Source organism: Permianibacter fluminis, assembly GCF_013179735.1.
Classification (GTDB): domain Bacteria; phylum Pseudomonadota; class Gammaproteobacteria; order Enterobacterales; family Permianibacteraceae; genus Permianibacter; species Permianibacter fluminis.
Map to the genome: position 1 here is coordinate 1,460,548 of NZ_JABMEG010000001.1, position 13,687 is coordinate 1,474,234.

At 60.4% G+C, this 13,687-nt stretch carries 10 protein-coding genes; 6 read left to right on the forward strand and 4 right to left on the reverse strand.

All coding sequences use genetic code 11. The features are described from left to right. Window positions 1-168: 168 nt before the first annotated feature. Window positions 169-2,640: a heavy metal translocating P-type ATPase gene (locus HPT27_RS06370; RefSeq protein WP_211197870.1), complete on the reverse strand. Its 2,472-nt coding sequence runs from the start codon at window positions 2,638-2,640 to the stop codon at window positions 169-171. 392 nt (window positions 2,641-3,032) lie between these two features. On the opposite strand from HPT27_RS06370, the gene HPT27_RS06375 reads away from it, so the two are divergent. Further along, on the forward strand, window positions 3,033-3,239 hold the full coding sequence (locus HPT27_RS06375) for a heavy-metal-associated domain-containing protein (protein ID WP_172240594.1): 207 nt from the start codon (window positions 3,033-3,035) through the stop codon (window positions 3,237-3,239). A 78-nt stretch (window positions 3,240-3,317) separates the two neighbouring features. Here the strand turns inward: HPT27_RS06375 and HPT27_RS06380 are convergent, their stop codons facing one another. The 3 genes from HPT27_RS06380 to HPT27_RS06390 all read right to left on the reverse strand — a co-directional run bounded on the left by HPT27_RS06380 (window position 3,318) and on the right by HPT27_RS06390 (window position 7,495). Further along, window positions 3,318-4,943 (reverse strand): M12 family metallo-peptidase, encoded by a 1,626-nt coding sequence (locus HPT27_RS06380; RefSeq protein WP_211197871.1) that lies wholly within the window; start codon window positions 4,941-4,943, stop codon window positions 3,318-3,320. Between the two features lie 304 nt (window positions 4,944-5,247). Beyond that, window positions 5,248-6,612, reverse strand: coding sequence for a TolC family outer membrane protein (locus HPT27_RS06385; protein WP_172240597.1), 1,365 nt, complete (start codon window positions 6,610-6,612; stop codon window positions 5,248-5,250). A 226-nt stretch (window positions 6,613-6,838) separates the two neighbouring features. Next, window positions 6,839-7,495, reverse strand: a complete 657-nt coding sequence (locus tag HPT27_RS06390; RefSeq protein ID WP_172240600.1) for a protein-L-isoaspartate O-methyltransferase family protein — start codon at window positions 7,493-7,495, stop codon at window positions 6,839-6,841. Window positions 7,496-7,841: 346 nt separating this feature from the next. On the opposite strand from HPT27_RS06390, the gene thiC reads away from it, so the two are divergent. The 5 genes from thiC (at window position 7,842) to HPT27_RS06415 (ending at window position 13,662) form a co-directional block, all read left to right on the forward strand. Continuing rightward, window positions 7,842-9,737, forward strand: a complete 1,896-nt coding sequence (gene thiC, locus HPT27_RS06395; protein WP_172240603.1) for a phosphomethylpyrimidine synthase ThiC — start codon at window positions 7,842-7,844, stop codon at window positions 9,735-9,737. A gap of 146 nt (window positions 9,738-9,883) precedes the next feature. Further along, window positions 9,884-10,480, forward strand: coding sequence for an NUDIX domain-containing protein (locus HPT27_RS06400; RefSeq protein ID WP_172240606.1), 597 nt, complete (start codon window positions 9,884-9,886; stop codon window positions 10,478-10,480). A gap of 83 nt (window positions 10,481-10,563) precedes the next feature. Beyond that, on the forward strand, window positions 10,564-11,067 hold the full coding sequence (locus HPT27_RS06405; RefSeq protein WP_172240609.1) for a DUF1249 domain-containing protein: 504 nt from the start codon (window positions 10,564-10,566) through the stop codon (window positions 11,065-11,067). Continuing rightward, window positions 11,068-11,901: a 3',5'-cyclic-AMP phosphodiesterase gene (cpdA, locus tag HPT27_RS06410; RefSeq protein ID WP_172240612.1), complete on the forward strand. Its 834-nt coding sequence runs from the start codon at window positions 11,068-11,070 to the stop codon at window positions 11,899-11,901. It abuts the gene before it with no gap. 150 nt (window positions 11,902-12,051) lie between these two features. Beyond that, window positions 12,052-13,662, forward strand: a complete 1,611-nt coding sequence (locus HPT27_RS06415; RefSeq protein ID WP_172240615.1) for a methyl-accepting chemotaxis protein — start codon at window positions 12,052-12,054, stop codon at window positions 13,660-13,662. The last annotated feature ends 25 nt before the right edge of the window (window positions 13,663-13,687 follow it).

The window sequence follows — 13,687 nt, forward strand, 5'->3', positions numbered from 1 at the left end:
CGGGCTTGCCCGCGATAGGGTGAGATGTTGGTATGACGAGCACAGCTGCATCAAGCTCTGTGCCTGATCTCGGCGTGAGCTCAACCACTTCCAGCCTCTTCTTGACAAGGAGGGGCGGCAAATCGGTTCGCTGTGCCGGGTGTCTTTCAGCTCGAGACAGGAGCCACATCATGATGCACCTCCCTGCTGGCGATCAGCGGCGGGCCGCCAGCGCTTCAGCAGCAGCGCATTGCTGACCACGCTGACGCTGGAGAACGCCATCGCGGCACCGGCAATGACCGGATTCAGCAAGCCGAATGCCGCCAGTGGAATGCCGACAATGTTGTAGATAAAAGCCCAGAACAAATTCTGCTGAATCTTGTGATAGGTCCGGCGCGAGATGTCGATGGCATCGAGCACCAACAGCGGGTTGCCGCGCATCAGCGTGATGCCGGCGGTGTGCATCGCGACATCGGTGCCGGTGCTCATGGCGATGCCGACATCGGCTGCGGCGAGTGCCGGCGCGTCATTAATGCCATCGCCAACCATCGCGACCACGTGGCGCGCGTGCGCGCTCATGGGCACTGATGTATGCGGTGGCTGTTGCAATGCATTGACCTTGGCGGCTTTGTCGGCCGGCAACACATCGGCGAGCACTTCGCTGATGCCAAGTTTGGCGCCGACCGCGTTGCCAGCGCCGGCGTTGTCACCGGTGATCAGCACCGTGCGGATGCCGCGCGCATTCAGACCGGTGATGGCCGGTGCCGATTCCGGCTTCAAGGTGTCACCAAACGCAACCAGACCGAGCAGGCGCGGTTTGTCACCAGCGGTCGCCAGCCACGAGCAGGTGTAGCCTTGACCGGCGAGCGCCAGTGCACGGCTTTGCAGCGCGCTGACACTGACGCCGAGTTCCTGCATCAAGCGGCCACTGCCGAGCCGCAAATCAAGCAGGCCGACCTGGCCTGCAATACCGCGACCCGGCAAAGCGCGGATGTTGCTCGCGTCCGGAATCGAGACAAACTCCACTTCGGCGGCGGCCAGCATGGCTTTGGCCAGCGGGTGTTCGCTGCCCTGATTCAGCGCGGCGGCGAGCGCGAGAATTTCTTTCCGTTCCGTCGCTGCGGCTTCAATCGCGACCACTTGCGGTTTGCCCAGCGTCAGCGTGCCGGTTTTGTCGAAGGCGACGACTTGCACGCGGTGGGCAATCTCCAGCGCTTCGGCGTCCTTGATCAAAATGCCATGCTTGGCGGCGACGCCGGTGCCGGCCATCAGCGCAGCCGGTGTCGCGAGGCCAAGCGCACACGGACAGGCAATCACCAGCACGGCGACAGCATTCAGAATGGCGCTTTCAACGTTGCCGCTGTAGGCCCACCAGGCGATGAAGGTCAGCAGCGCAATCGCGATGACGACTGGCACGAACACGGCGCTGACTTTGTCGACCAGCCGCTGGATCGGGGCTTTCGCGCCTTGCGCGGTTTCGACCATGCGGATGATGCGGGCGAGTACGGTTTCGGTGCCGACCGCGGTCGTGGTGAGCTGTAGCAAACCTTCGCCGTTGATGGCGCCGCCGGTGACCCGGTCGCCAACCGCTTTCGCGACTGGCAGGCTCTCACCGGTGATCAGCGATTCGTCGACATGGCTGGCGCCATCGGCGATGACGCCATCGACCGGAATGCGTTCGCCGGGTTTGACGATGACCCGATCACCAATGATCACCTCAGCAATCGCCAGCGTTTGTTCGCTACCGGCGCGCAGCACCCGGGCGGTATCCGGCCGCAGTGCGGCGAGCGCGCGAATGGCATCGGTGGTTTGCCGCTTGGCGCGTGCTTCCAAATATTTGCCGAGCAGCACCAGCGTAATGACCACGGCGGCCGCTTCAAAATACAGCACGGTATGCGGGCCGTGATTCACGAACAGCAAATGGTAAAGCGACAAACCGAACGCGGCACTGGTGCCGATGGCGACCAGCAAATCCATGTTGCCGGCTTTCGCTTTCAGCGCTTTCCAACCGGCGCGATAAAAGCGCGCACCGAGCCAGAATTGCACCGGCGTTGCCAGCAGCAGCTGCAGCCAGCCGTTGAGCATCCAGTGCTGGCCGAACAGATCGCCGATCATCGGAATGACCAGCGGCAGTGACAGCAGGCTGGCGATGAGCACGGCGCGTTTTTCGCGGGCGGTTTTGTCGCTGTCGGCAGTGCGGGCTTGGCTGGCAAGCGGTTCCGTGGTTTTGACGCTGGCTTCGTAACCGGCAGCCTGCACGGCGTTCAGCAGGGCGCTGACATCGACGTCGGCAGCAAGGCTGACCGTCGCGGTTTCGCTGGCGAGATTGACCGAGGCCTCGATAACGCCGGCGACGCCGCGCAAGGCTTTTTCAACCCGGCCGACGCAGCTGGCGCAGGTCATGCCGCCGATGATCAGATTGACGGTCGTGGCAGCGGCCGGCGCAGGGACTTCGTAGCCGGCATCAATCACGGCAGCTACCAGCGCATCGCGGCTAACACTGGCTTCGGTGTCCAAATAAGCCGTTTCATTGGCGAGGTTCACCCGGACGGCCCGCACCCCCGGCACCTTGGCCAAGGCTTTCTCGACCCGGCCAACGCAGCTGGCGCAGGTCATGCCGCCGATGGGCAACTGCAGCTGACGGCTACCGGAGTCGTTCATGGGCATCTCGGGCTGGGCCTCTTGGTGGCGACCAGCTTGACCGGGGGTGACGGGAATCTCGCAGACGGCGTTCATATTGACCTCCAAAGGGGCGGCCGGTTGGCAATGGGCTAGCCCGTTGGACGGCACTGTCCGCCTTCCCATTGTGGCAAGGTCAAGCGTTTTTTGCAGGGTCGGAGTGGTTGGGGCGCGCCGGCTTGTCCCGGCGCAAGGCGGTGGTTGCCCGAATGCGCGACAATTCGAAGACCCCCTTTCTGGTGTCGGAATAACGTTGGTGATGGGCCGGAGCCGAAAAATTGCCACTGTTGTCCGCTTGACCCTGCCGCCGTGGCAAGCTGGAGACTATTGGTCGAACCGGACCGCGACGGTCCGAGCGACTGAGGAGTTTTGCTATGTATACCGCCAATGTTGACGGCATGACCTGCGGCCATTGCGCCCGCGCGCTGACCCGCGCGATCCAGCAACGCGATCCGGAGGCGATCGTTCAAGTCGATCTGCCAAAGAAGCAGGTCAAGATTGCCGGCGATCTGTCCGAGCAGGACATTCGCGCCGCCATTGTTGACGCCGGCTTTGAACCGGGTGTGATTCAGCAGCCCTAATCACCGTGACCTGGAAAGAAAAAAGGCCAGCAAAGCTGGCCTTTTGTTTGACTGCAGTTGAGCTACGACATGGCGTGCTTAGTTGAACTTCAGCGTCCACGAGTTGATGTAGCCGGTGTCGGCCGACGCACGGTCGGCGGCACGCAGTTTCCAGCTGCCGTTTTTCTGTTCGGCACTGGCGCCGCTGACCGTGAAGGTTTTCACGATGTTGTCGGCGCTGCCGCCGCTGCGGTTTTGCAGGTTGTAAACGCTGCCATCTGGCGCGATCAGGTCGACGATCAAATCACCGATGTACGGGTGCACAATATTCACGTCAACCGTGACAGTGCCGGCGGTGCCGGATGTCGGCACGCTGATCGGGCTTTGAATGCCAGTCGCGTTGTTGTCCGGAATGTTGTAGTCGGCGGTGTTGCTGTAGCTTTCGCTCGGCGGCGGTGTGCCGCCACGGAATGCCGCAACGGTCGCAGCGGTAGCGTTCAACACGCGGACGTTATCCGATTGCGAAGCTGTGCCCATCGCTTGGCCATCGCTGTAAGTCTTGTTCGGATTCGACCAGTAGTTGATCCGGGTGCAAGACGGCGAGCAGTTGTAGGCCATCACGGTGCGCCAGGCTTTGTTCGGCGCCTGATAACCATGACCGTAGGCATACGGGGTGGTGGTCGGATCGTTCGCTGGATCGTGGCGGGCACCTTGCAGGTGACCGATTTCGTGCGCGAACGAGTAGTAACCGGTGGCGCAATCGTAGTGCACGACAGCAAACGCGGTCGACTCGGTGGCGCCAATGGCCTTGGCAATACCGCAGGCTTCGCTGTTATTCAGAATCAGCACGCCGACGTCAGCGGCGACGCTGTCCCGCTGCGAGTGAATGCTGTCCATGTAGCCGTCGGTCTTGCCAGCATAGCGATCACGATCGGTGGTGATGCTGGTCGATTCGGTGTAGGTCACCTGCGACTTGGCGGCCAATTCAAAGGTGATGTTGATGCCGGAATTGACATAGCCCTGGTTCGATTCGGCAACTGCCAGATCGATCATGCTGCTGATGTCGGTGACCGCAGCGGCAGCGCCCTGGGTGTAGTTGACCAGCAGGCGGATAGTGCTGTTGGCCAGCGCCACGGCATTGGTGGTAATGCCTTTGTTCATTTGGCTACGCTGGGCATTGAACTGGCGCTGGGCGCTATCGAAAATCGAGCGGTACTCGCCCTCCGGGTGATCCGGCGGCAATTGGCTTTCATCGATCTTGGTAACGACGTGATCGCCATTGCTGAGCGGACGAATGCTGTACAGCTTGCCGTTCAGGCGAACGTTGCCCGTCACCAGACCATTGCGCTGAACCAGAATGGCTTGGTCGCCATTGCTGACCGCGCCGTTTTTCTTGCTGGCAAGCGTTTGAACATCGCCAATCCAGACGTCGCCGCCATCATTGGTGCGGTAGCTCTTTTTCAGCTTGGCATTGGCCTCGGCGCCAGCCATCAGATTCAAGTGCAGCTCGGCACTCTTCATCAGGCTCGGATTGGCGCGCAGGCCTTCTGCCATTGCTTCGACTTTGCGGTCGGAGCGGAGCCGGCTGAGTTGCGCCATGTCAGTAGCGCTGGCTGCTTTGAAATTGTTTTGCGTGCTGATGAACAAGTCATCGGCGGCATACAGCGAGCCAGCCGACAACAGACTGCCGGTCAGCGCGAGGCTGAGCAGGGAGTAACGTTTCATGGGGACCTCAGTGATTTTGTTTTTGCTGTGATCTGCGTTGCGGCAGATTCCTCCGGTGTGGCTGCAGACGGCCCAGCTTGCAGCGACGCCGTTTGATATCACTGTTGATTATGTCGAGGCAATCCTTACCCGGCATGAATCCGCAGCAATCAGCAAAAATCGTCTGGCTTGTATCGGCGTGCGATCGAACTGTATCGAAAGGTATCGTGAGGCCTGCATTTGTAGCTGGCGTGCTACGTTTCTCCGGCAATAAAAAAACGCGACGAAGCGCGTTTTTTTATTGCCGATGCGGCGAGCCTGTAGCTCACTCCAGCCAGCTGTTAACCTTGACCAGATCGTCTTCGACCAGGGTGCCGGCCGCGGCTTTCAATCGCAACACGTTCAAGGCGTAATCGTAACGGGCGCGCCACAGGTTGCGTTTGGCCTGGTACAGGTTTGAAGTGGCTTGCAGCACATCGACAATGGTGCGGGTGCCGACTTCGAAACCAGCCTGCGTGGCTTCCAGCGCGCTCTGTGCGGAAATTTCCGCTTGAGTCAGCGCTTTCACCGAACTGATTGCCGCTTGCAGGCCGAGGTAGGCACTGCGGGCATCACGCACGGTCTGGCGATGCTGCTTTTCCATGTCCTGCGCGGCCACGACATAATTGGCTGACGCCTGATCGGTCGAGGCGCTGGTGCGGAAGCCGGAAAAAATCGGCACCGACAAGGTCACTCCGATGGACTTGGTTTCGTTCGAATTGTCGAACGGGCTGGTGGTGTCGGTCAGCAGCGCGGTTCTGTCGCCATCGCTATCGGTATCGGTGTACGACGCAGACAAATCTAGGGTCGGGTAATGACCTGCCCGCTGCCGTTTGACTTCGTCGTGGGCGACTTCAGCGGCGAGCCGCTGGGCCTTCAGGCTCAGGTTGCTTTCCTGGGCAACCTTGACCCAGTCGTCAGCGCTGGCCGGATCCGGTGAGGTCAACGGCAAATCTGTCTTCAAACGATTGATGGATGCGTAGTAGGCGCTGGTGATCTGACGCAGCGACTCATTGGCGTTGTCGAGCGTATTCTGCGCTGAGATCATATTGGCTTGCGCTTGATCGTAGCGGGCCTGGGCTTCATGGACGTCGGTAATGGCAATCAGGCCGACATTGAACCGCTGTTTGGTCTGCTCCAGTTGCTTGCCGATCGACTCCAGCTCGGATTGGGCCAGCTGAACGCCGTCTTGTGCTGACAGCACATTGAAGTAGGCTTCTGCCGAGCGGACGACCAGTCCCTGCAGCTCCGCTTTGAAGGCCAATTCTGCTTGCGTGGAGCGTTTCTCCGCTTGTGACAAGCCAACCCAACTGTCGTGGTGATAGAGCTGCTGATCCAGCCGCAGGCTGACGACGTCACGATTGGTGTCGCTGTCATCGTCGTTCGGCGAAATGGGCGAGCTTTCTGTGCGGCTGTCGATTTTGCTCTTCGATACCGTGCCGCTGATTTGTGGCAATAGCACCGAGCGGGCAATCGTCACGCCTTCTTTGGCGGCATTGGCCCGTGCTTCTGAGGCCAAAAACTGAGGGTCGTTCTGCAGCGCAGCGCGATAGACATCAATCAGGTTTTCGGCATGACCGGCACTGCTGATCAGCAGTGCCACGGTGGCAGCGACCGGGGTCAGGGTTTGGCTAAGCGTGCGCTTGAACATCAGTAGCTTCCTTCTCAATGCAACTTTCAATCAACGGTCGAACGGTTTGCGGGCGCAAGGGTCGGCTGACCCAGTAAGCGTTGACGCAAACCGCGCGGAAATCGTTTGCTGACATGTGAAAGCTTGGGCCTGACTGTCAATACAACAGCGGCCAAATGAAACGCGATGAAGCGGCGCCGGTCCGGACCGAACCGGCGCCCGGCGAGCGCCGCTCAATCAGAGACAATCAAAACCGGAACTGCGGGCTTTGCGGCGCATTGATCAACCGCGCAACCACCGTTTCAAACAAGCTTTCTTCATTCCAGCTTTGCTCACCGGTGCGGGTGATGAGCTTGGCGGTCATGGCCGGCAGGTCGCCTTCGATGCAGAACAGCCGGCCGCCGATTTTCAGGCTGCGCTTGAAGCTGTCCGGCACTTTGACCAACGAACCGGTAATCGCAATCACGTCATACGGACCGTAGTGGTCCCAGCCAGCCGAGGCATCGCCTACTTCCAGCGTCACCTTGCTGCCCAGATTCAAGCTGTTCAGCTTGGTCTGGGCGCTGGTCACGAATTCCGGAATGATGTCGACGCTGTACACCTGGCGGGCAGAGCTCGCCAGCAGCGCGGTGACATAGCCGCTACCGGTGCCGACTTCCAGTGCGGTATCGCCCGCCTGAACATTCAGGGCCTGCAACAACCGACCCTCTTCCCGCGGCGGCATCATGTCCTGACCATGGCCAAGCGGGATGCGGACGTCGGCAAATGCCAACGAAGCGTACTCGCCGGGCACAAACTGTTCGCGCGGCAAACTGGCCATCAGGTCAAGGACACGGCCGTCGAGCACATCCCAAGGACGCACTTGTTGCTCGACCATGTTGAAGCGGGCTTTTTCAATGTTCATGGCATTCGGACTTATCGTTGAGATCCCGTTCCGAACCGGCTGACCGCACTGCATCAATGGCCGGCAGGTTAGGGGGCGGGGGGGCGACAAACAAGACGGCAAGTGTAACAGATTGTGGGCATTTCGCAGCCGTTTTGCCTTGATTGGCCGGGGTTTAGCAGCGCTGCCCGCGACGGTTTCGGCAGCCGTTTGGCCGCCGCGACGAGCCTCCGACCAGCGGCCGAAAGAGACCCTGCAGTTTGCCGGGGTTGGCACCGGCTCGGTATAGTTGCGACCAGTCTTTCCCGCCTTTTGCCGATTGTCACCGCGACGGTCGGCGCTAGCTTGCCCCCCGAGGTTGTTGCTGATGAATGCCATGCCGGATCAATTTCTCGCCCAGACCGCCACCGTCTCCGAGGATTGCACCCGCCCGTTTCCGCGCTCGCGCAAGATTTATGTGACCGGTAGCCGGCCGGATTTGCAGGTGCCGATGCGCGAAATCAGCGTCACCGACACCCCGACCGAACGCGGCCCGGAAGCCAATTCGGCGATCACCGTTTACGACAGCTCGGGCCCGTACACCGACCCGTCTGCCCAAATCGACATCCGTCGCGGGCTGCCGCGGCTGCGCGAAAGCTGGATCACTGAGCGCGCCGACACCGAGCTGCTCAGTGATTTCAGCTCGCGCTACGGCCGTGAGCGCAATGCTGATGCCAGCCTCAAGCACATGCGCTTCGAGTTTCTGCATACGCCGCGCAAAGCCAAAGCCGGCGCCAACGTCAGCCAGATGCATTACGCCCGTCGGGGCATCATCACGCCGGAAATGGAATACATCGCCATTCGCGAGAATTCGCGTATCGAAGCGGTGCGTGAGGCAATGTTGCTGCGCCAGCACCCGGGCCAGTCATTCGGCGCCGCGATCCCGAAACTGATTACTGCTGATTTTGTTCGGGAAGAAGTAGCGCGCGGCCGGGCGATTATTCCGGCCAACATCAATCACCCGGAACTGGAGCCGATGATCATCGGCCGCAACTTCCTGGTGAAAATCAACGGGAATATCGGCAACTCGGCGCTTGGTTCCAGCATTGAAGAAGAAGTGGAAAAGCTGGTCTGGGGCATCCGCTGGGGCGCCGACACCATGATGGATCTCAGCACCGGCAAAAACATTCACGAAACCCGCGAATGGATCATCCGCAACTCGCCGGTGCCGGTCGGTACCGTGCCGATTTATCAGGCGCTGGAAAAAGTCGGCGGCAAGGCCGAAGAGCTGAACTGGGACATTTTCCGCGACACGCTGATCGAACAGGCCGAGCAGGGTGTCGATTACTTCACCATTCACGCCGGCGTGCTGCTGCGCTATGTGCCGTTAACCGCCAAGCGGATGACCGGCATCGTGTCGCGCGGCGGCTCGATCATGGCCAAGTGGTGCCTTGCGCACCACAAAGAGAATTTCCTGTACACGCATTTCGAAGAGATCTGCGAAATCATGAAGGCCTACGACGTCAGCTTCTCGCTCGGCGATGGCCTGCGCCCGGGCTCGATTTACGACGCCAACGACGAAGCCCAGTTCGGCGAATTGAAAACGCTGGGTGAGCTGACCCAAATCGCCTGGAAGCACGATGTCCAGACCATGATCGAAGGCCCCGGCCACGTGCCGATGCACCTCATCAAAGAGAACATGGACAAGCAGCTGGAGCTGTGCCACGAGGCGCCGTTCTACACGCTCGGGCCATTGACCACCGATATCGCTCCGGGCTACGACCACATCACCAGCGCCATCGGCGCCGCGATGATCGGTTGGTTTGGCACCTCGATGCTCTGTTACGTCACGCCCAAAGAGCACCTTGGCCTGCCGAACAAGAAAGACGTCAAGGATGGCGTGATCGCTTACAAGATCGCGGCCCACGCCGCCGATTTGGCCAAGGGCCATCCGGGCGCGCAGGTGCGTGACAATGCCTTGTCGAAAGCGCGCTTTGAATTCCGCTGGGAAGATCAGTTCAACCTGGCCTTGGATCCGGACACTGCCCGCGAATTCCACGACGAAACGCTGCCGAAGGATGCCCACAAGGCGGCGCATTTCTGCTCGATGTGCGGCCCGCAGTTCTGCTCGATGAAAATCACCCAGGATGTCCGCGACTACGCCGCTGAACACGGCATGGAGACCATTGCCACCCAGAATATCGAGGTGGTGCTGGAGTCTGGCATGGAGGAAAAAGCCCGGCAATTCCGCGACTCCGGCGCGGATGTCTTCAACAAAGCCTGAGGCTGCAGTCGGGTCATCAACAACAGGGCAGGTCAACCAACCTGCCCTTTTTGCTGGTCGCAGCCGCTTGACCCTGGCAGTCAGCGGGGCCCGTTAGCAAAACCAGTCAGCAAAACCAGTCAACAAAACGAGAGACAGCGGCCACCATGAAACCGCAATTCGGCAAAGACGATGTGGAAATCCTGAGTCAGGAAGATTTGTACAAAAACTACTTTCGGGTCGAAAAAGTGGTGTTCCGGCATCAGCGCTTTGCCGGTGGCGTCAGCGAGCCGGTGACGCGGGAAGTGTTCATGACCCGCGGTGCCGTGTCGGTGCTGCTGTACGACCCGGCGCTCGATGCGCTGGTGTTTGTTGAACAGTTCCGCATAGGCGCGCTGGCCAGCCAACGCTCACCTTGGCAGCTGGAAATGGTCGCCGGCATGTTGGACAAGGCGCTGCCACCGGCAGAAATTGCCCGGCGTGAAGCCATGGAGGAGGCCGGCTGCCGGGTTGAAGATCTGCATTTCGTTGGCCGCTTTTTCACCACCCCCGGCTGCTGCAATGAACTGTTCCATGTCTATGCAGCCAAAGTCGATGCCTCCGGTCTGGCTGCGCATGGCGGTTTGCCAGAGGAGCACGAGGATATCCGCATTCACGTGGTACCTCGGCAAACGGCGTTCGACTGGCTCGACGCCGGTCATATCGAAAATGCCATGACGGTGTTGGCGCTGCAGTGGCTGCGCATCCACGGCACCGATTGGTAACACGCTCATCGACGGTACGCCGGTAGCATTCGGTAACGCTGCGCTGGTTAGCAATCGCTGCCTTTTCGCGCTAAGGTTGTGGCATGAACGCTGTGTTGTTTCGAGCCAAACAACAGCCGCGCCGTTACGTACCGGATCTCGACCGGTTACTGGCCGGCTGTGAACGCAATTACCAGACGCTGACTGCGCTAGTGGCCGTCGGCGATGTCGGTGGCCGCGCCGGTGGCAAGCGTGCACTGGAACTGGCGACGCTGGACGAAGACCGCTACACCACCACCCTGAAGGTTCAGGAGTTCGATTCGGTCGCTTTGGGCAGTGCTTCACAGTGGGGCGTCGGCGCCCGACGCATGATTGTGCGTTTGTACCATGATGCCCGTTTGGCGGAGGTGCTACAGTGGCACAACCGACGAGTGATGCAGGGTAGTTATCCTTACCCGAACGCACAGATGGCGCAGCGCGACGAAAAACAGCGAGTGACTGACTTCCTGACCGAATGGCTGGCGTCCTGCCAGCGTCGGCGCGTGCCTGTCCATTGTGTTCGGCTTACTTCTGTACGCGCACCCGTGGTGCGCACCGGAGCCTCCTGAATGCGACATGGAACTGTCCCTGTTCATCGGCTTGCGGCTCGCCAGAATGGCGTGGTCGAGCTGGTCCAAATCACCGACTGTCACCTGTTCAAGGATGACAGTGGCAAGCTGCTGGGATTGCAAACCGTCCACTCGCTGAATGCGGTGCTCGACGATGTCGCGACCCTGCCGCCGCAGGACTTGTTGCTGGCGACCGGCGATCTGTCCCAGGACGGCACGCCCGAGTCTTACCGGCGCCTGCGCGAAGGCGTCAACCGCTTCGCCATGCCGGCATTCTGGATCCCTGGCAATCACGATGAACCGACCCTGATGGCGACCGAACTGACCGGCGGCAATTGGTCGGCAGCCAAGCGCATCCTGGTTGGCAACTGGCAGATCATTCTGCTCGACTCGATGGTGCCGCGCCGGGTTTACGGCAAGCTGAAAGACGAGCAACTGGCATTGGTCGAACAGTCATTGCAGGAATTTCCGCAGCACCATGCGCTGGTTGTGCTGCACCATCATCCGGTGCCGGTCGACTGCTTCTGGCTCGACACCATTGGTCTGAACAATCCCGAGCCCTTGCTGGCCATGCTGCGGGCGCACAACGCCAAGTCGGTGGTGCTGTGGGGCCATATCCATCAGGCCTTTGACCAAGAGCAGGACGGCATCCGGCTGCTGGCGACGCCCTCGACCTGCGTTCAGTTCAAACCGCATTCGGAGGATTTCCAGGCCGATACCGAAAGCCCGGGTTATCGCCTGCTGCGTCTGCACGACGACGGCCGCATCGAGACCAGCGTGCGCCGAATTGACCACATGGAATTTACGGTTGATTACACGGTGAAGGGCTACTGAGCCAACTGCAGCCGTTCTCACACACCCCGCTGCGCGTGACTTGGCGCCTTGCCGCGCTAGCTTTGCTTCTCCTGTCCAGATGCCCGCGGTAGCGGGCAAATTCCGCACGCTTTCCTATACTCCCTGAGGTTTGGCACAGGGAGTTTCACCATGTTCGGATTTCGCGATTGGCCTTTCCGCCGCAAATTGCTGGTGCCGATTATCGTGTTGGCCGCCATGCTGGCCATCATGATGTGGGTCGGCATGGGCGCGACCAACCGTATCGGTGGCCTGGCCAATGATATTTCCGGCCGCTTGCTGCCCAGCGTCAATCTGGTGCTGGAAGCGGATCGCGATCTGTATCAGGCGCTGGTTGCCGAGCGCGCACTGACCGCCGGGCTCGGTGATGCCAACAAGCAACGCAGCGATCACAGCGAAAATTTGCAGCAGGCGACTGATCGGATCCACAAGGCGGCCGCCCTGCATCCGGACAGCAAAGAGATTCAGGCCGAGCTGCGCAGTTTCGAGCAGAATTTTGCCACCTGGAAGCAGAGCTCGTCGGCGCTGATGAATGGCGGTGCCGACAGTGTGGCGATAGAACAGGCTGCCGGCCAGTTTCAGAGTACCCGCGATACCATTGATCGGATGGGCGATCTGATCATGAAAGCGGCGACCGCCGCTGATGAAGAAGTCGCCAGCACCCGCAGCAGCAGCGCCACGCTGCAAATCATTCTGTTGTTGATCGGTCTGGCCGTCTGCGCTCTGCTGGCTTGGATTTTCCCGCCCATGATCGTCGGGCCGTTGGCAACGCTGCTGAGTCGTATCGAAGACATTTCGCACGGCGATGGCGATCTGACCCAGCGGCTGGACGTGCAAAGCGAAGATGAGCTCGGCAAAGTCGCGGCGGCGTTCAACCAGTTTGTCGCCAAGTTGCAGCAGACCTTGCAGCGCTTGATCGGCCACGCCAATGAAGTCAGTGACGCCGCCGGTCAGTTGTCCGGCATCACCAAACGCGCGGACAACCTGATTGGCGATCAACGCAGCGCAACCGAACAGGTGGCCACAGCGGTGCACGAAATGTCGAGCACGGTGCAGGCCATTGCCCAAACCACCTCATCGGCCGCGCAAGCTGCGCACAGTGCCGATGCAGATGCCAAAGATGGCCGCACAGTGGTGGGCCAGAGCGTAAAAGCCATTGAGGATTTGGCCAGCGATGTCGGCAATGCCTCGGAAACCATCCACAAGCTGGAATTGGAAACCGCCAACATCGGCAAAGTGCTCGATGTCATTCAGGGCATCGCCGAGCAAACCAATCTGCTGGCGCTGAATGCAGCGATTGAAGCGGCGCGTGCCGGTGAGCAGGGCCGCGGGTTTGCCGTGGTGGCCGATGAGGTGCGGACGCTGGCGGCACGCACCCAGCAAAGCACACTGGAAATCCAATCAATGATCCAGAGTCTGCAAGGCGGTGCCCGCAATGCCGTCAGCATCATGGAGCGTGGTCGCAGCAAGGCCGATACCAGTGTCGAGCGCGCCAAGGCTGCCGAAACGTCGCTCAGCAAGATTACCGAATCGGTTTTGAAACTGACCGACATGAACACCCAGATCGCCACGGCCGCAGAAGAGCAAACGGCGGTGACCGATGACATCGCGCGCAATGTCGAAGCCATTCGCGGCATTGCCGGCCACAGCGCGGAAGCGGCACGCGCCAGCGCTGAAACCGGCAACCGGCTGGCGGGTTATGCCGAGGCCCTGCAAAGCGAGGTGGCCCACTTCCGGGTCTGAGCCAGTAAAAACAAACGGCGCCAAT